The following is an 18,670-nucleotide window of genomic DNA, read 5'->3' as shown; positions in this document are numbered from 1 at the left end:
TTGATATTCATCCTGAAGCAATCTGATTTCCATTTTATCATCCAATTATATACAATGGAAATATTGAGTTTAATTGGAAATCATAGAATGCTAGATTCAGGGGGATGGACGGAGTCATGTTGAGAATGTTGAAAAAGATGGATGGTGTGATTCTCTTCATCATGCTGTTGCTCATGATTATTAGTGTATTTGCAATTTACAGCGGAACGCAAACAGATGCTCACCTGGCGAGTCACCATGTCAAAACGATTTATTTCTATGTGGCTGGATTCATTGCGGTGCTTGTCATCGGGCTTGTGAATTACAAGTTATACGTGAAATATGCGTTTTATTTGTATGGGTTTGGAATTATACTGCTGATCCTCGCTAATGTCCTGGGCAGTTCGATCAATAATGCCAACGGTTGGCTGAAGCTTGGGGAATTTTCTTTTCAACCGGCAGAGCTGTTCAAGATGATTCTGATTCTGTTCCTTGCTCATTTAATTGTGAAGAGACAACGAGGCACGCTGCAATTTTGGAGAGATATTGTGCCGATTGGCTGCTGGGCGTTTATTCCATTTGCTCTGGTTATGGCTCAGAATGATCTAGGCAATGCATTGGGGTATGTGGTGATTCTGGCTGCGGTATTCTGGATCGGAAATATGAGACTGAAGCACGTATTAATTGTACTGACGATTGTTGGAGTGACCTTCTTTGGTTTTGTTAAAGCCTATACGTTCTACCATGATGAAGTATTCACCTTTCTTGAAAAGATAAAAAGGGAGCACTGGGCGGAGCGAATTGATCCCTGGCTTGTGCCGGAAAAGGCTACCTCCAAAGCGTCCTGGCATACGAAAAATGCAGGTTTAGCCATTGGTTCAGGGGGCATCATCGGCAAAGGTTATTTGCAAGGAACATCCGTTCAGAGCGGTCGAGTCCCTTATACGTATTCGGATTCCATTTTTGTCGTGATCGCAGAGGAGTTTGGCTTTGTCGGTGCATCCGTACTGATTCTGTTGTACTTTATTCTGATTCAACGTATGGTGTGGATTGCTCTGAGTTGCAGAGATCGCGCGGGACCCGTCATCATTGTAGGTATTATCGGAATGTTGTTGTATCAGGTGTTTGAGAATGTGGGGGCGTTCCTCGGCCTGATGCCGCTCACAGGAATTACGTTGCCATTCATCAGTTACGGGGGCACCTCCCTGCTCATTAACATGGCTTGTATTGGTGTGGTCATGAGTATTAAGTTATATGGTCAGGAAGAGGAGGATGAACTTCTCATGGGGGAGCAGCAACCGCGGTTGTCGGAACGTTTATGGAATATGCTCAAGAAAGAGAAAAGTGCTGTGTAACTGCTGAAATAGTTTAATGAAAAGCACAGTGGTGGAGCGACTAACGTGATTGTTCATTGTTCATAAGGATAACGAGGTTGATTTGCCCTGTAACCAGGTGCGGATCAGCCTTTTTAACATGACTGGTGAGCGTGTGTATATCATAGAATCGATTTAGTAGATTTATTGTATATGCTAGGTTTACTTCCGTCTCTCCCGGGCATACTGATAGACATGAGAGAGTTGCAGGTCGCGTGATCAGAGAGCTGAGGGGGAGAACGGAATGAACAGACGAATTGTTAAGCAAATTGGACTTATTATTGTATGTCTTATGATGATGATCATGATGTGGGAAGGTCAGAAAACGGATGCAGCTGTGGCGGCCACAGCGATTCCTGAACAATCGATTCGCTTGCGTATTCTAGCAAACTCGGATGCACCGGGAGATCAATTGGTGAAACGCGAGATTCGGGATGCTGTCGTTGCTCAGATGGGTGAGTGGGTAGCCGAACTGGAGAATCCGCAAAGTCTGGATGAAGCACGCCATGTCATTCGTGAGCATTTGTCCGAGATTGAAAATAGAGTAGGAGAAGAGTTGGCCAGTCGCGGTTTGAAGTATGAGTATCAGGTGGAATTGGGTTCGGTTCCGTTCCCAACCAAGCTATATGGAGGCACCGTGTATCCTGCTGGAGATTATGAAGCGGTTCGGATTACATTAGGCGAAGGCAAAGGTCAGAACTGGTGGTGTGTGTTGTTCCCGCCGCTGTGTTTCATTGATTCAGGGACCGGGGATGCACTGGCGAAACCTTCAAACGTATCGGCCGCAGCGGCTGAACCTGGAGATGCAGAGGCGTCTGTGCAGGGAGAGACACCGGAGGCGAGATTCTTTCTGTGGGATATGGCTGTGAAACTATGGAGTTGGGTCACTGGGTTATTCTCATAACAACGGATTTATACTATAGATGTGGGTGGCTTCAATTCAGGGAGCTGCCCTTTTGATATGAATTGGGGTTGAAGCTACAGTGAGACTCATGCGTGGAGCGAAGTATGAAGGGCATCCGAGGCGGGACAGGTATGTTATAATTACTTATATTGAACATGGAGTATGAAGCGAAGTGAACAAGGATGTGTATGGAGTTTAAAGTGTATTTCTCACGTGCACAAGTAACCTATTATGATGTTTAGGAATGATGGATATATGAATAGAGAGAATGAGCAAGTGCAATCCACCTCAGAAATGAGAAATGACATGGAGGTTCATGACAAGGGAACTCCAGCAGAGATGGTCACAGTCAATTGGGATGTGCGCGTTTTATTAAGCAATGAGAATGATCATGGATTGGGTAATATTGAATTAGCGGATGTGAAAAAGGGGAGCGCCCATCAAAGGGCGCTCGACGACTTGCAGGCTGCCGCAGCCTGTCTTCGTCAAGGTCAGACGGTGGCCTTTCCGACCGAAACGGTCTACGGCCTGGGTGCGGATGCGCGTAGCACGGCAGCTGTGGAGGCTGTATTTGTCGCCAAAGGCCGACCTTCCGACAATCCACTGATTGTGCATATCGCGCACCGTGACCAGTTGGACACTCTGGTCACGGAAGTGAATGAGACAGCGGAAGCGCTGATGGCGGCCTTCTGGCCGGGACCGCTGACGCTGGTGCTGCCGGTTAGGCCGGGGGCGGTGTCCCCGCGTGTCACCGCCGGTCTGGATACGGTGGCCGTGCGCATGCCGGACCACCCGGTGGCCTTGCAGTTGATCGCGGCGGCGGCATGCCCTGTGGCTGCGCCAAGCGCCAACCGCTCCGGGCGGCCAAGCCCAACACTCGCGTCTCATGTGCGCGAGGATCTGGATGGCCGCATCGGCGGCATCGTGGACGGCGGCCCCACCGGGGTGGGCGTCGAGTCCACGGTGGTGCAGGTCGGTGACGACGGTACCGTCACCATCCTGCGCCCTGGCGGCATTACGGCGGAACAGCTGTCCGCCGTTGCCGCCCGTGTCGCCACGGACCCCGCGCTACTCGCGGAGGGGGCCGTTGGCGTGGGAAGCCCGGCGCCGCGCTCGCCGGGCATGAAGTACACGCACTACGCACCCGCAGGGGCGCTGTGCGTGGTGGAGGGGCCGCCCGCAGCGGTGGCGGCCTGGACCAGCGCCGCCCTCGCAGAGGCGGCGCAGCGCGGAGAGCGCACCGCCGTGCTGGCGTTCGCCGAGCATGCGGAGCAGTACCGCGCCGATGCCGTGTTCTCGCTGGGTGACGCCAGCGAGCTGGAGGAAGCAGCGCGCAGGCTATACGCCGCGCTGCGCAGCTGCGATGAGCAAGGCGCCACATATATTGTGGCTGAAGCCTGCTCACGCGAAGGGCTGGGAGCAGCCGTCATGAATCGGCTGCTCAAGGCCGCGGGTAACCAACTCATCCAAGTTGGCGACCCACAGCCCTCCTAAGCTCTCCTGATCATACAGTCAGGAGAGCTACGCACTCTTTTCCAAAACAAATCAATTAAAACATCGCATCCACCTGCCTACAATCTAGCCTTATGCATCATGGAGATGGAGTAGATCCGTCGTCGTTTACCTTTCATCGGTCATGTTTAGGTCCTTGTCCGCATATCGTGTACAAGAACCTTTACGTGATTTGGGGGTATGGGGATGTGGGATGTGTCTGCCCATGTAGGGCAGTTGGTAACCATTTTGATCATGGCAGTTGCGCTTGGCCTCGATGCGTTTTCACTCGGGATCGGAATTGGCATGAAGGGCATTCGGCTGAGGGATGTATTGCGAATCAGTACAGTTACGGCGCTATTTCATATCATCATGCCGCTCATCGGTATGTATATGGGCAAATACGTCAGCTCGCTGCTCGGTGACATTACGACGTATGCAGCAGGTGGATTACTTGTTCTGCTGGGTGGTCATATGATTCTGAATGCATTCCGTGAAGGCGATACCAAGCTGGTGGACCACCGTTCCCTGCTCGGCGTTATACTGTTCTCCCTCAGCGTAAGTGTGGATTCGTTCTCCGTTGGCGTTTCCTTAGGGATGTTTAGCAGTGATCTGATCTTAACCGTACTGGCTTTTGGCTTTTGTGGCGGGGTGATGTCGGTGATGGGGCTGCTATTAGGCCGTCGGGTGAGTCAGAATCTCGGGGATTATGGTGAGGCCATTGGTGGCGCAATCTTGCTTGCGTTTGGACTTTTGTTTATATTTTAAAATAAAACTTGAGATATCCTATCATTCGCATCATATGTAAAATGGGGAGGCTAACACAATGAAACATATTTTATTCGTATGTACAGGCAATACGTGCCGCAGCCCCATGGCAGAGGGGCTTTTGCGAAAGTTGGCATCGGAGCGCGGCATTCAGGTAGAGGTTCGTTCCGCAGGTGTGGCAGCTACGTCTGGTATGCCGATTTCCCGTCATGCGGAAGCGGTTCTGAGAGATCATAACGTTGAAGGTCCACCTCATTCCACACAACTTAGCGCCAACCTGGTAGGTTGGGCGGATCTGGTTCTTACATTAACACGGAGTCATAAGCAGCATGTCATGCAGGTATTTCCCGACTCTGTCCACAAAACCTATACATTGAAAGAGTATGTGGAGGACGACGAGCAGGTATTAAGAGATGTTCAGGAATTGGACAGCCTGTTTGCAACGCTGGAGATGAAACGTGCCCTTGGGCAAGAGATCCTGGCATCGGAACGTGAGCGAGCCATTGAGATCAGACAACGAATTCCTAGTTTTGACATCTCCGATCCATTTGGTGGGAGTCGTGATGATTATAATATCGCTGCGGCCGAGATTCGGACGGCATTGGACCGGCTTTTGGATAAGCTGGGATAATTCTGATCCTGCGGGGCAGGTTAGAGAAACAGGACACGTGATGTAAATTAACCGTTGATTTTAGACGCGGGTTGTTTTATGATGAAGGGGAAAACAGGGATCCGGTGTAACTGGCGACGAAGTGGGCATAACCACGATGGAGCACCGGAACAAACGGCCGGTCGCCTGGGCAAAAGAGCAATTCTGCGTTACCCGCAGACTGCTCTTTTTTTCGTCTTTCATCTGAATATTCGCTATAATAGTACCTGAGATGCCGTGCAAGAATACGAAGGACAGCCAAGAGACAGCGGGCATGATTTTATCAGGAGGCGATGATAGGATGACTATAGAGTTAGATTCAGAACAACCCGGATTGCAGGAACAGACCGCATCCATTCTGCATGAACTGGCGCTTGCCGGACGGCTTGGGCCTGGACAGATCGTTGTGATCGGTACAAGCACAAGTGAAGTTGCAGGGGCACGGATTGGTACGAGTGGTGCTATTGAAGTGGCGCAACAGCTTCTTGCGGGTATACGCGAAGTGCAGGAGGAATTCGGTTTTGATACCGTATTCCAATGTTGTGAGCATCTAAACCGTGCGCTGGTCATGGAACGTTCTGTGCTGACTCGTCTTGGATTGACTGAGGTTGGTGCAGTACCCGTGCCCAAGGCCGGAGGTTCAATGGCATCCGCAGCATATCGTTCGCTGACCGATCCATGCCTGGCTGAACATGTGCAGGCCCATGCGGGACTGGACATTGGGGAGACGATGATTGGCATGCATCTCCGGCATGTAGCCGTACCTTTTCGTACAGCGCTCCGCTATGTTGGAGATGCGCGTGTGACCACAGCGTTGACTCGTCCGAAGTTAATTGGCGGCGAACGCGCGGTGTATCGTATGGAAGAACAACCAGATTCAACATTTTGTGACTGATATCTTCAACCAATATAAAGCTAAATTAGACTTTACACAAAAACGGAGAGTGCAGCACCAATCTGAAGAAGCAAAGCGTTCGCCTTTATCACCGGATTTTCCCTTTATTATAAGGGAGTTCAGAAAAATCAGGGGATAACAGCGATCGGAAGATGGTGATGCAATCGAAGTGAGGAGTGTAACCACTGTAGTTTCGCTTTATAACTTCACTTATAACTGGGAGGAATTTAATCATGGAACAATTGCGCAAGAATGACCCGGCAGTACTGGAAGCGATGAATCTTGAACTGAAACGTCAACAGAACAACATCGAACTGATTGCATCCGAGAACATCGTGAGTGAAGCAGTAATCGAAGCATTGGGATCTGTACTGACCAACAAGTACGCTGAAGGCTATCCAGGTAAACGTTACTATGGCGGTTGTGAGCATGTGGACGTAGTTGAAGACATTGCGCGTGATCGTGCCAAAGAATTGTTCGGAGCAGAACACGTGAATGTTCAACCTCACTCCGGCGCACAAGCGAACATGGCAGTATATCTTGCAGCGTTGAAACCTGGTGATACTGTACTTGGTATGAACCTTGCCCATGGTGGACACCTCACGCACGGTAGCCCGGTTAACGCTTCTGGTTTACTGTACAACTTTGTGGCATACGGCGTGCAGGAAGATACATTCCTGATTGATTATGATGAAGTGCGCAAAGCGGCTTTCAAACACCGCCCTCGTCTGATCGTTGCAGGTGCAAGTGCATATCCGCGTACCATTGATTTTGAAAAGCTGGCTTCCATCGCCAATGATGTAGGTGCTTTGTTCATGGTGGATATGGCTCATATTGCAGGATTGGTTGCTGCTGGTTTGCATCCAAACCCGGTTCCACATGCGCATTTCGTAACAACAACAACACACAAAACGTTGCGTGGACCTCGTGGTGGTATGATTCTGTGCCGTAAAGCATGGGCAGCAGCGATTGATAAAGCGGTATTCCCGGGTTCCCAAGGTGGTCCTTTGATGCACGTAATTGCTTCCAAAGCGGTAGCATTCGGAGAAGCTTTGCAACCAGAGTTCAAAACATATGCACAGAACGTTGTGAAAAACGCACAGGTTTTGGCTGAAACACTGATCGCTGAAGGCTTGAACATCGTATCCGGTGGTACAGATAACCACTTGATGCTGATCGACACACGCAGTGTGAACATCACAGGTAAAGAAGCTGAGCATGTACTTGATTCCATCGGTATTACCGTGAACAAAAATGCAATTCCATTCGACCCTACAAGCCCGTTTGTAACGAGTGGTATTCGAATTGGTACACCTGCTGCAACTTCCCGTGGTATGAACGAAGAAGCGATGGTTGCCATTGGTAAGATCATTGCCAAAACGTTGAAAAATCCAAAAGATACGGCGAAGCTGGATGAAGCTCGTGCAGAAGTGACTGCACTGACAGACCAATTCCCGCTCTATACCGACCTTAAATACTAAAAAACTTTGCTCATGCTGCTTTCTTTTGAGTTTGTTTAAATTGGAATACAAAAGACGAAGCTGGCAGATTGCAACCGGAGAAGCGAAGCGCTCGCCTTTATCCCCTGATTTTCTCCTTTTATAGGAGATCACAAAAATCAGGGGATAACAGCGATCGGAAGGTCATTCGGTTTGCGGAGCATCTTTAGTGTTTACACGTTTTTGAACATACTCAATGACATAACAGCAGGAGCAAAACAGGACCGGATGGATCATTTTCCGGTCCTGTTTTTTATAGGATTCGGTATTCTGTAATGATTGGGTGCCCTTTGATGGTGTAATTCGTTGTTGGTGATGATATAATATACAGGATTTATCGAGCCCATGAATGGTGGCTAGGTATATTTGGAAATGCTGAACATGAAGAACTTACCGGAGGGACAAATTAGATGGGAAAATTAGTAATATGTGATCACCCTTTGATTCAACACAAACTGACGTTTATACGCGACATGCGTACGAATACGAAAGATTTTCGTGAATTGGTGGATGAAGTGGCAACGTTGATGGCTTATGAGATTACAAGAGATGTTGAACTGGAAACGATTGATGTACAGACACCTGTAGCTGCAACACAAGGTAAAGTCATCTCTGGACGCATGCTCGGACTGGTGCCGATTCTGCGTGCAGGACTCGGAATGCTGGATGGCGTTGTAAAATTGTTGCCAGCCGCAAAAGTTGGACATGTTGGTCTGTTCCGTGATCCGGAAACACTGCAACCGGTAGAATACTACACCAAACTGCCTACAGACGTGACAGAGCGTCAATTGATCGTAATTGATCCGATGCTTGCAACTGGCGGTTCGGCGATTGCAGCTATTGACGTGCTCAAAAAACGTGGCTGTACCCAAATCAAGATGATGAACCTGGTAGCAGCACCGGAAGGCGTTAAAGCTGTACAGGATGCACATCCTGATGTGGATATCTATGTCGCAGCACTGGACGACCGTCTGGATGATCATGGTTATATCGTTCCAGGACTTGGCGATGCAGGAGACCGTCTATACGGCACTAAATAAGCATATCTCATGCTTGTAATCGGAACTTATAGAAAAGGGGCTTTGCTCGAATGTCCAAGAAAATTAAAGTCATGACGATCTTCGGGGTGCGTCCGGAAGCCATCAAGATGGCTCCGCTTATTTTGGAATTGCAAAAACACCCCGAGTCTATTGAATCTATTGTTTGCGTAACTGCGCAGCATCGTCAGATGTTGGATCAGGTTCTTGAAGTTTTCGACATTCATCCCGATTATGATCTGGATGTGATGAAAGACCGTCAGACATTGAATGAAATTACGATTCGTGTATTAGGCGGTCTGGAGCCGGTATTGGCTGAAGCGAAGCCGGATATAGTGCTGGTTCACGGGGATACATTAACTACCTTTGTAGCAAGCTATGCAGCATTCTTGCAGCAGATCCAGGTAGGACATGTGGAAGCAGGACTTCGGACGTGGAACAAGCTTTCTCCATATCCGGAAGAGATGAACCGTCAGCTGACGGGCGTACTGGCTGATCTACACTTTGCGCCTACGGATTGGTCTTCTTCCAATCTTGCCAAAGAAAATAAATCAGAGTCTAGTACGTACGTCACAGGCAACACGGTAACAGATGTGTTTCAATATACAGTACGGGAGGACTACACACACCCGGTACTTGATTGGGCCCAAGGCAAACGCCTTGTGCTGATGACAGCTCATCGCCGTGAATCTCAAGGCGAGCCTCACCGCAACATTTTCCAGGCCGTCAAACGGATTGCCGACGAATTTGAAGATATTGCCATCGTGTACCCGGTGCATCCAAGTCCTGCTGTGAAGGAGCCGGCTCACGCGATTTTGGGGAATCATCCCCGTATTCAATTAATTGATCCACTAGACGTGGTGGATTTGCATAACTTTTACCCGCATACTCACTTGATTTTGACCGATTCAGGCGGTTTGCAGGAAGAAGCACCTTCGTTTGGTGTGCCTGTGCTCGTATTGCGCGATACGACAGAGCGCCCGGAAGGTATTGAAGCTGGAACGCTGGAACTGGTAGGTACCGAAGAGGAACGTGTATATGAACGGACCAAAGCTTTGCTTACAGACAAAAACCTGTATGCAAGCATGAGCCAGGCTGCTAATCCATACGGTGATGGACATGCTTCGGAAAGAATTGTCAATGCGATTCTGCACCATTTTGGTGTAAATAGTGAGCGTCCGGAATCATTTCACAGAAAATTCAAAAAATAATACAATTTTTCTGACGGATTTATAAAGGGCATAGCATACAGTTAAACTGTACGGTTTACGCGGGTTTATGGGCTTTGAGGGTCTGTATTCCCGTCGTTTTCCCCTTTAAAACGCTAAAATCATTCAATTGACAAAGGCTCTCATCATTCAGTAAAATTAACTGGGATTGCAAGGGTGGCGTGGAAAATGGCCGATTCGAACAAACCAAATTCATCCCGTAACCATGACGATAATGTATGGAAAGCGATGGGGCTCGTGACAGCTTTTGGGATCGAGATTGCCATTCTCGCTGTTGCCGGATATTACGCTGGCTCCTGGTTGGACAAGACCATCGGAGGTAACGGAATATGGATCGCCGTAAGCGTTCTCTTTTTTCTTGCGGCTGGCGGTGTAAGCATCTACTTTATCGCGAAAAAATTCATGGGGGAAAGTGATGAGTGAACTAACCAGATACCGCAGATCGATGACTGTTTTCATCATGTACTTTCTTATGATTTGTTTTCTCGCAGCGGCCTTTATGCCACGTGTGGAGACAATTGCTTTGGGACTAGCCCTGGGTACAGGAATTAGCTGGATCAATGCATTTTACTTGGGCTACAAAGTAAGGAAAATGTCTGATGATGCGGCAGAAGGTAACTTGAAGCGTGTGAACCTGGGATTTTTGACAAGAGCGGCACTCGCTGTGCTCGGTATATTCATATCGATGCGCTTTCCGCAGTACTTCAATACATATGCGGTTGCAGGCGGTCTCGTCATTGCACAATTTTCCTTACTGATTATAGGGATTGTCCATTCCCGCAGAGCAGAATGAAGTTAAGGGCTGCAGCTTTCAAGTCGAGAAAGGGGTGAGAAAAATATGCATGAAGCTCCAATTATTATGCTTGGCGGATTTCGACTGGATCTATCGGTTGTGTTGATGCTGGTAGTTACAGGTGCCCTTGTTTTTATTTTTGCTGTACTGGCCACACGAAGACTATCCGTTGAAAACCCCGGCAAGCTGCAAAATTTTATGGAGTGGGCAGTAGAATTCGTCCGCAATCTGATTTCCAGTACAATGGATATGAAGAAAGGTAAACATTTTATCTCTCTCGCTCTTTCCATGATTATGTTCATTTTTGTAGGAAACATGCTCGGACTTCCGTTCCAAGCGGTAACTGCAGTGGACAGCGCAGAACATGCGCAAGTGTTCGGTAAACCGATTGTTACAGCGGTGGAAGCGTTTGAAGAAGCGCATGCCAAGGACCCTGAAGCACACCCACACGTTGAACTGGCTTGGTGGAAATCACCGACAGCCGACTTGTCTGTAACGATGGGACTCGCTCTCGTAGCGTTCCTTGTATCTCATGGACTGGGTTTGTTCCGCAACACCAAAGGATATCTCCAGCATTACCTTAAGCCATTCGCCTTGTTCTTGCCAATCAACTTGATTGAGACGGCATCCAAGCTGTTGACACACGGTATGCGTCTATTCGCGAATATCTTCGCGGGTGAGGTACTGATCGCAACGATCCTGAAACTGACCACATTCAAAGTGTTTGGTGCTATCGCAGCAATTCCGCTATTAATGGTGTGGCAAGGCTTCAGTATCTTTATCGGCGCGATCCAGGCATTTGTGTTTGTTATCTTGATGATGGTGTACATTTCACAGAGCATCGAGACGCACGACGAGCATTAAGTTTCAAGCCCTACGAAGAATTCTTCACCAGGCTGAACAATAAAAAATTCGATTTATCATTTTAAGGAGGATATACAAATGGGAGCAATGGCATTAATCGCAGCAGCAATTGTTGCAGGACTGGGCGCGTTTGGCGCAGGTATTGGTAACGGTATGGTAATCAGCAAAACGGTGGAAGGTATTGCCCGTCAACCGGAAGCAAAATCAACTCTTCAAACAACAATGTTTATCGGTGTAGGTTTGATCGAGGTATTGCCGATCATCGGTGTGGTACTCGCGTTCATGTTCTACGGTATGGCTTAATTAAATTTTAAAGGTTTGGCGGGGAAGGCCATAGCCATCCGCGCCTTCTTTTTAGGTAATGTCCGTTCTAACGGATGACGTTTCAAGGATACCTCCAGGAAGGAGTGAACAGATTGAGTTTCATATGGGAAAATACGCTTCTTGCGATTGTTGCATTTGCAATTTTATACTGGCTGCTTAGCCGTTATGCCTTCGGGCCTTTGTTCTCCATTATGGAAAAACGTCGTGAACTCGTGATGACGCAGATGAATGAGGCTGCACAGACTCGGGAACAGGCCATTGCCTATGTGGAGGAACAAAAACAAGCTCTTGAGCAAGCACGTAAAGATGCTTACGACATCATTGAACAGTCCAAACAAACGGGTGGCAAACAAGCTGAATCGATTTTGGCTGATGCGAAAGCTGAAGCTAATCGTCTGAAAGACGATGCAGTACGCGAAATCGAGAGCGAGAAGAACAAAGCAGTCGCAGCACTTCGCAGCGAACTGGGTACAGCTTCCGTTCAGATTGCATCCAAATTGATCAAAAAAGAAGTTGAGAACGGTCCTGCACAAGAAGAGCTTGTGAACCAATACCTCAATGAGGTAGGAGGCCGACAATGAGCCGCGATACGATTGTTGCCAAGCGTTATGCGAAAGCATTGTTCGAAGTTGCTCTTCAGCAACAGCAGGTGCTTGAGGTTGAACAGGAACTGGTTGCAGTAGTCAGTGCATTGACCGGAGATGCAGATATCGAGAAATTTATCGTATCCCCTAATATCTCTGATGAAGCCAAGCAGAACGTGATTCACTCAAGTCTTGATGGCAAGGTATCCGATTCAGTCCTTCGTACAGTCTTGTTGTTGATTGAACGCGGACGCGTTGAATTGCTGGGAGACTTACTGAATGATTATCGGAAGATCCAAGGTGAGTCGCTGGGCATCGCTGATGCACGTGTCTACTCGACTTATGCGTTGAATGATGAAGAAAAAGAAGCGGTAGCCCGTGAATTCGGTGGCCGTGTGAATAAAAAGATTCGTATCGAGAACATTGTTGATCCGACTCTGCTGGGCGGATTGAAAGTCGCCATCGGCGATACGATCTATGACGGCAGCTTGGCTGGCAAGCTCGAACGTCTTGAGCAGTCTTTTAACAGACGAGTACAGTAGATTGGGGTGAGGACACTTGAGTATCAAACCAGAAGAAATCAGTACATTAATTAAGAGCCAAATCGAACAATACAAGACCGATATCGATGTAGTCGAAGTCGGAACGGTAATCGAGGTTGGTGATGGTATCGCTCGTGTTTACGGACTTGAGAACGTCATGTCCAACGAGTTGGTTGAATTCCCAAGCGGTGTTATGGGACTCGCCATGAACGTGGAAGAAAGCAATGTCGGTGTCGTTATCCTGGGACCTTACTACGATATTCGTGAAGGTGACCAAGTGAAACGTACGGGCCAAATCATGCAAGTGCCTGTAGGCGAAGCATTGATTGGACGCGTTGTGAACCCGCTCGGTATTCCAGTGGATGGCAAAGGGCCAATCGCTACAACGGAATTCCGTCCGGTTGAAGGTAAAGCACCAGGCGTAATGGATCGTAAATCGGTTCATGAGCCGATGCAAACAGGGATCAAAGCCATTGATGCCATGGTTCCAATCGGCCGTGGACAACGTGAATTGATCATCGGTGACCGTCAAACAGGTAAAACATCCATCGCAATTGATGCGATCCTGAACCAAAAAGGTAGCGGCATGAAGTGTATCTATGTGGCTATTGGTCAGAAACAGTCTACGGTTGCTCAAGTTGTGGAAACCCTTCGTCGTAAAGGCGCAATGGAGTACACGATTGTTGTAACTGCAGCAGCTTCCGATCCATCACCACTCTTGTACATCGCACCGTATTCCGGTTGTTCGATGGGTGAGTACTTCATGTACAAAGGCGAGCACGTTCTGGTCATTTATGATGACTTGACCAAACAAGCCTCTGCATACCGTGAGCTTTCCTTGTTGCTTCGTCGTCCACCGGGCCGTGAGGCTTATCCGGGTGACGTCTTCTACCTGCACTCCCGTTTGCTGGAGCGTGCTGCGAAGCTGAATGATGAACTTGGTGGTGGTTCTTTAACCGCACTGCCGTTCATTGAAACACAAGCTTCCGACGTATCTGCATACATCCCAACGAACGTAATCTCCATCACGGACGGACAAATCTTCCTGGAAGCTGACTTGTTCAATGCTGGACAACGCCCGGCGATCAACGTAGGTATTTCCGTATCCCGTGTCGGTGGTTCTGCTCAGATCAAAGCGATGAAAAAGGTTGCAGGTTCCCTGCGTCTCGACCTCGCTCAATATCGTGAGCTTCAAGCGTTCTCCCAGTTCGGTTCCGATCTGGATAAAGCGACTCAGGCCCGCCTGAATCGTGGTGCGCGTATGATGGAAATCCTGAAGCAAGGTGTTAACCAGCCTCTGCCTGTAGAACAACAGGTTGTCAGCTTGTACACTGCGGTTAAAGGATTCCTGGATGAGATTCCAACAGGTGATGTTACTCGTTTCGAGCGTGAGTTCCTTGCGTTCATGGAGAGCAGCCATCCGGAGATTCTTGCATCCATCCGTGATACTAAAGAATTGACTGCAGACAACGAAAATGCACTGAAAGGTGCAATCGAGAAGTTCAGAAAGAGCTTTGCTGTCTCTGTCTAAATAAATGATTGCAGGTGCGGAGTTGTCTAACCGATTCCGCATGTCTGCATGTAATACGTTGACTCTGTCAAAACAGGGTTGTGCTTACGATGTAGTTTTGACTTTGTCAAAACTTTAAGGTGGTGAAATCATGGCAAAAGGCATGCGCGAAATTAAGCGGCAAATTAAAAGCGTACAAAGCACCAAGCAGATCACCAAAGCAATGGAGATGGTAGCTGCTGCAAAACTGCGTAAAGCGCAGGAAAAAGCGGAAGCAGCCCGTCCTTATTCGGAGAAACTGAAAGAAGTTGTAGCGAGTATTGCATCTAGCACGCAAGGCATACAGCATCCGATGCTGGAGAGCCGTCCCGTCAAAAAGACAGCTTACCTGATCATTACATCGGACCGTGGTCTTGCGGGTGGATACAATGCGAACGTTTTGCGTCAGGTTAATCAGACGCTCAAAGAGCGCCACAACTCCCAGGATGACTACGAATTGTTCGTCATTGGACGTAAGGGACGCGACTACTTCAGACGTCGTGAAATGGCGATGGCATCCACAACAACGGATCTGTCGGATTCGCCTTCATTTGCAGATATCAAATCCATCGCACACGAAGCTGTTCATGGGTTTGAACTGGCTGAATTTGATGAATTGTACATTTGTTATAACCGCTTTGTGAATGCGTTGACCCAGATTCCTACGGTAGAAAAACTTCTTCCAATGGAAACACCTGAGGTAACTGCTGCGGAAGGACCAACGGCAAGCTACGAATACGAGCCGTCTGCTGAAGCTGTACTTGAAGTTTTGCTTCCGCGTTATGCGGAAACGCTGATCTATGGTGCACTTCTGAACGGTAAGGCGAGTGAGCTGGGTGCGAAAATGACGGCAATGGGTAATGCAACCAAAAATGCATCTAAACTCATTAATGACTTGTCATTGACATACAACCGTGCCCGCCAAGCGGCGATTACGCAGGAGATTACGGAAATTGTGGCAGGTGCCAACGCAGCACAAGGCTAACCGTTTTTTTATTAATGAAGGCTTGCAGAGCAAAGATAAACGAACGGTACATTATTTTTGCAAAAGTAGCAGGCTTGTAGGAGGGGAACGTTAAGATGAACAAAGGACGCGTTGTGAGCATCATGGGTCCGGTTGTTGACGTCGAGTTTGATCGCGGCGGTCTGCCGGAAATCCTCAATGCCATTACGATCACTACAGTAAGTGAGAGCGGCGTTAGTGTAAACCTTACACTCGAAGCTTCGAAACATCTGGGTGACAACCGAGTACGTTGTATTGCGATGTCCTCCACGGATGGACTTGTTCGTGGTATGGAAGCTTTAGATACAGGAGCACCAATCTCTGTACCTGTCGGTGAAGCAACACTGGGTCGTGTATTTAACGTACTCGGCGAAGCAATTGATACTGGCGGTGCCGTAGCTGCTGAGCACAAGAACCCGATTCACCGTTCAGCACCTGCATTTGATGAACTGACTACCCAAGCAGAGATGTTGGAGACAGGAATCAAAGTTATCGACTTGCTTGCTCCTTACGCTAAAGGTGGTAAGATCGGTCTCTTCGGCGGTGCCGGTGTAGGTAAGACGGTAACCATTCAGGAATTGATCAACAACATCGCACAAGAACACGGTGGTATCTCCGTATTCGCGGGTGTTGGTGAGCGTACACGTGAAGGTAATGACTTGTATCACGAGATGAGTGATTCCGGCGTTATCAACAAAACAGCAATGGTCTTCGGACAAATGAACGAGCCTCCAGGCGCACGTCTTCGTGTAGCCCTCACAGGTCTGACCATGGCGGAATACTTCCGTGATGAAGAAGGCCGTGACGTGTTGCTCTTTATCGATAATATCTTCCGTTTCACCCAAGCGGGTTCAGAAGTATCTGCCTTGCTTGGACGTATGCCTTCCGCAGTAGGTTACCAACCTACGCTGGCAACAGAAATGGGTCAACTGCAAGAACGTATCACATCAACGAAAAAAGGTTCTGTAACATCCATCCAGGCCATCTACGTGCCTGCGGATGACTACACTGACCCGGCTCCTGCAACGACGTTTGCTCACTTGGATGCAACGACGAACCTGGAGCGTAAAATTTCCGAGATGGGTATCTACCCTGCGGTAGATCCACTGGCTTCCAGCTCCCGGATCTTGTCCCCTGAAGTTGTAGGTGAAGAACACTACAGCGTAGCTCAAGGCGTTAAACGTATCTTGGCGCGTTACAATGAATTGCAAGATATCATTGCGATCTTGGGTATGGACGAGTTGAGTGAGGAAGACAGAGCGCTTGTATACCGTGCTCGTAAAATCCAACGTTTCTTGTCCCAGCCTTTCCACGTTGCTGAAGCATTTAACGGTATTCCGGGTAAATACGTTCCGGTTAAAGAAACGGTGCGCAGCTTTAAAGAGATTCTCGAAGGTAAGTATGATGATCTTCCGGAAGCAGCTTTCCTCTTTGTTGGTACAATTGAAGAGGCAGTGGAGAAAGCCAAAACACTGGTTTAGTCTGAATCCAGGATTGTCCTTATGTGGGCTATCCTTCGGATAGTTTCAGGAGGGATGGAATTGAGCACCTTTTTGTTGGAGATTGTAACACCTGAGCGTCTGGTGTATTCAGAACAAGTGGATAGCATCACGGCTCGTGGTATTGAAGGGGAACTGGGCATTCTGCCTGGTCATATTCCTATGGTTACACCTTTGCAGATTGCACCAATCTATATTCGTAACGGAAAAGAAAATAAACAAGTTGCTATCGGTGGCGGGTTTATCGAAGTACGTAAAGATAAGGTTGTTGTACTCGCAGAGAGTGCTGAATTCCCGGAAAACATTGATGTGGACCGTGCGCGTGCGGCGAAAGAGCGGGCAGAGCGTCGGCTTGCAAGCCAAAGCAATCAGGACCACTTTGATCACCGTCGTGCAGAGATTGCGCTGCAAAAAGCGGTTAACCGGATTAACGTTTTTGGCAAATAAACGATTCTTGGAAGCCCGGCGGCTTAGTCTGCCGGGCTTTTTTGAGTTTGTCTGATAGAATTGTTTTATCGAATATATCAAAATGGCTGACCACAAAATCTCATCATATCCCTTCAGTAAACAGAAGTATTTTAAGCAAAATATTCACCAATGATGAGGAATTGCATAGAATATAGGACTAAAGTAGTGGGCGTATTTACCACAAAGAGAACCATTTTTTTCATGAGAAAATTAAAATTATTTCCGAGGAAATGACAGAATCGATATCGAAATAGCGCTCTTTTATGTCGTTTTAGTCACAAAATCCCGGCAATTTAAAATTAAAATATTTGAGAAGTGGAAATCAATGTAATTGACAATGTATGATGAAAGAGCCTATATTCCATAGAGTCAGCAGAAGCAGGAAGCTGCGTAGTAGATTCCATAGTCTTGCACAGCCGGATTGTTGCTGCTCGTTCTTTGGGTATCAGGAGATTCCTGCCTGGCAGGAGTAAATCTGACAGTGCGCTCAGTATGTTGTGCTCAAGACATTCCAGTATACTAACAAGTTATGGGTGCCGGGCATATGATATGCTGATCGCTGCAACAAATGTGGAGGTAAAGAATATATGGATACTGATCTGACGAATCAGGTGAACCAGGCGTTAAGCACCAATGGCTTGGTCTCAATCATCGTCTCCCTTTTATGTATTGCGTTGTCTTGGTGGGCTTTGCAGAATCTCAAACTGGATTTAATCATCAGACAACCACGAGGTGCTCAGGGAAGACTGTTACATTTGTTGCTCGCCATCATTCTGGGGCATGCCGTTGCTGGCTTTGTCATTGACTACTTGTCATGGACTCAAATGTTGCGTAATTTGTTTTAATGTTGAGATGGTTGGTTAATCATCTGTTAGGCCCTTGAAGGAGCTCATTGTCGAATAACATCGATTAATTGTGTTAACAATTAGAGTATGAGTTGTCGGTAAAGAAATTAAGAAAAAAATGTGACGTAAAATTGGATGAATTTGAGATGTTTTATGTAAAAATGCTTGTATCGTACAATTCAACAATGTTATGATGGAAGTTAGGGAATTCACAATTGTTCACTTATTTTGTAGTTATAAACGGGATATCCGGTTCATGCCGGCTAATAACCATCCCACTCTGTCTGTTCTGATGCTCTGCTGGCTTGTAAGACACTAATTTTACATGCTGAATAGCAAGAAGCACGGCACATGGTATCATTGATATGGATTATA

20 protein-coding genes and 1 riboswitch are annotated in these 18,670 nt (G+C 47.8%); all 20 genes read left to right on the top strand.

What is annotated here, in order from left to right; genetic code table 11:
* The first annotated feature begins 116 nt into the window (after nt 1–116).
* The 20 genes from MKZ12_RS27205 (at nt 117) to MKZ12_RS27110 (ending at nt 18,295) form a co-directional block, all read left to right on the top strand.
* Complete coding sequence (locus tag MKZ12_RS27205; RefSeq protein WP_339257694.1) at nt 117–1,334, top strand: FtsW/RodA/SpoVE family cell cycle protein; 1,218 nt, start codon at nt 117–119, stop codon at nt 1,332–1,334.
* Nucleotides 1,335–1,596: 262 nt separating this feature from the next.
* Nucleotides 1,597–2,256, top strand: coding sequence for a stage II sporulation protein R (gene spoIIR / locus MKZ12_RS27200; protein WP_339257692.1), 660 nt, complete (start codon nt 1,597–1,599; stop codon nt 2,254–2,256).
* Between the two features lie 255 nt (nt 2,257–2,511).
* Nucleotides 2,512–3,750 carry an L-threonylcarbamoyladenylate synthase gene (locus tag MKZ12_RS27195; protein WP_339257690.1) on the top strand — a complete coding sequence of 413 codons (1,239 nt, stop codon included), beginning with the start codon at nt 2,512–2,514 and terminating at the stop codon, nt 3,748–3,750.
* A gap of 204 nt (nt 3,751–3,954) precedes the next feature.
* Nucleotides 3,955–4,515 (top strand): manganese efflux pump MntP family protein, encoded by a 561-nt coding sequence (locus MKZ12_RS27190; RefSeq protein ID WP_339238203.1) that lies wholly within the window; start codon nt 3,955–3,957, stop codon nt 4,513–4,515.
* A gap of 58 nt (nt 4,516–4,573) precedes the next feature.
* The gene (locus tag MKZ12_RS27185) at nt 4,574–5,146 is read left to right on the top strand and encodes a low molecular weight protein arginine phosphatase (RefSeq protein WP_339238201.1); all 573 of its coding nucleotides are present in this window, start codon (nt 4,574–4,576) and stop codon (nt 5,144–5,146) included.
* A 96-nt stretch (nt 5,147–5,242) separates the two neighbouring features.
* A riboswitch (ZMP/ZTP riboswitch) is annotated at nt 5,243–5,324 on the top strand.
* A gap of 141 nt (nt 5,325–5,465) precedes the next feature.
* Nucleotides 5,466–6,059 carry a TIGR01440 family protein gene (locus MKZ12_RS27180; protein ID WP_339257687.1) on the top strand — a complete coding sequence of 198 codons (594 nt, stop codon included), beginning with the start codon at nt 5,466–5,468 and terminating at the stop codon, nt 6,057–6,059.
* A gap of 233 nt (nt 6,060–6,292) precedes the next feature.
* Complete coding sequence (gene glyA, locus MKZ12_RS27175; protein WP_253441329.1) at nt 6,293–7,540, top strand: serine hydroxymethyltransferase; 1,248 nt, start codon at nt 6,293–6,295, stop codon at nt 7,538–7,540.
* Nucleotides 7,541–7,968: 428 nt separating this feature from the next.
* Nucleotides 7,969–8,598, top strand: a complete 630-nt coding sequence (gene upp, locus MKZ12_RS27170; RefSeq protein ID WP_017691929.1) for a uracil phosphoribosyltransferase — start codon at nt 7,969–7,971, stop codon at nt 8,596–8,598.
* Between the two features lie 50 nt (nt 8,599–8,648).
* Nucleotides 8,649–9,806 carry a UDP-N-acetylglucosamine 2-epimerase (non-hydrolyzing) gene (gene wecB / locus MKZ12_RS27165; protein WP_339257685.1) on the top strand — a complete coding sequence of 386 codons (1,158 nt, stop codon included), beginning with the start codon at nt 8,649–8,651 and terminating at the stop codon, nt 9,804–9,806.
* A 186-nt stretch (nt 9,807–9,992) separates the two neighbouring features.
* A complete protein-coding gene (locus tag MKZ12_RS27160) occupies nt 9,993–10,247 on the top strand; it encodes an AtpZ/AtpI family protein (protein ID WP_024632723.1) in 255 nt (84 codons plus the stop codon).
* Entirely contained in the window at nt 10,240–10,617 is a 378-nt protein-coding gene (locus MKZ12_RS27155; protein ID WP_062836961.1) for an ATP synthase subunit I, read from the top strand. The genes MKZ12_RS27160 and MKZ12_RS27155 overlap by 8 nt, the downstream gene beginning before the upstream one ends.
* A gap of 45 nt (nt 10,618–10,662) precedes the next feature.
* The gene (atpB, locus tag MKZ12_RS27150; RefSeq protein ID WP_339238196.1) at nt 10,663–11,481 is read left to right on the top strand and encodes a F0F1 ATP synthase subunit A; all 819 of its coding nucleotides are present in this window, start codon (nt 10,663–10,665) and stop codon (nt 11,479–11,481) included.
* 78 nt (nt 11,482–11,559) lie between these two features.
* Complete coding sequence (gene atpE / locus MKZ12_RS27145; RefSeq protein ID WP_017691934.1) at nt 11,560–11,784, top strand: F0F1 ATP synthase subunit C; 225 nt, start codon at nt 11,560–11,562, stop codon at nt 11,782–11,784.
* Nucleotides 11,785–11,897: 113 nt separating this feature from the next.
* Entirely contained in the window at nt 11,898–12,386 is a 489-nt protein-coding gene (gene atpF, locus MKZ12_RS27140; protein WP_339238194.1) for a F0F1 ATP synthase subunit B, read from the top strand.
* Nucleotides 12,383–12,931, top strand: coding sequence for a F0F1 ATP synthase subunit delta (locus tag MKZ12_RS27135; protein ID WP_036612565.1), 549 nt, complete (start codon nt 12,383–12,385; stop codon nt 12,929–12,931). Before atpF ends, MKZ12_RS27135 begins: the two co-directional genes overlap by 4 nt.
* A 16-nt stretch (nt 12,932–12,947) precedes the next feature.
* Nucleotides 12,948–14,462: a F0F1 ATP synthase subunit alpha gene (atpA, locus tag MKZ12_RS27130; protein WP_047840700.1), complete on the top strand. Its 1,515-nt coding sequence runs from the start codon at nt 12,948–12,950 to the stop codon at nt 14,460–14,462.
* Between the two features lie 130 nt (nt 14,463–14,592).
* Nucleotides 14,593–15,465, top strand: a complete 873-nt coding sequence (gene atpG / locus MKZ12_RS27125) for an ATP synthase F1 subunit gamma (protein WP_076209796.1) — start codon at nt 14,593–14,595, stop codon at nt 15,463–15,465.
* A 95-nt stretch (nt 15,466–15,560) separates the two neighbouring features.
* Nucleotides 15,561–16,964, top strand: coding sequence for a F0F1 ATP synthase subunit beta (gene atpD, locus MKZ12_RS27120; RefSeq protein WP_047840699.1), 1,404 nt, complete (start codon nt 15,561–15,563; stop codon nt 16,962–16,964).
* A gap of 60 nt (nt 16,965–17,024) precedes the next feature.
* Nucleotides 17,025–17,429 (top strand): F0F1 ATP synthase subunit epsilon, encoded by a 405-nt coding sequence (locus tag MKZ12_RS27115; protein WP_062836965.1) that lies wholly within the window; start codon nt 17,025–17,027, stop codon nt 17,427–17,429.
* 608 nt (nt 17,430–18,037) lie between these two features.
* Entirely contained in the window at nt 18,038–18,295 is a 258-nt protein-coding gene (locus MKZ12_RS27110) for a DUF1146 family protein (protein WP_124116534.1), read from the top strand.
* Nucleotides 18,296–18,670 lie beyond the last annotated feature (375 nt).

Origin of the sequence: Paenibacillus sp. FSL R5-0713 (assembly GCF_037973325.1) — a bacterium.
Classification (GTDB): Bacteria; Bacillota; Bacilli; order Paenibacillales; family Paenibacillaceae; genus Paenibacillus.
The sequence above is the reverse complement of the archived record's forward strand: the minus strand, read 5'-3'. Positions and strand labels throughout refer to the sequence as shown.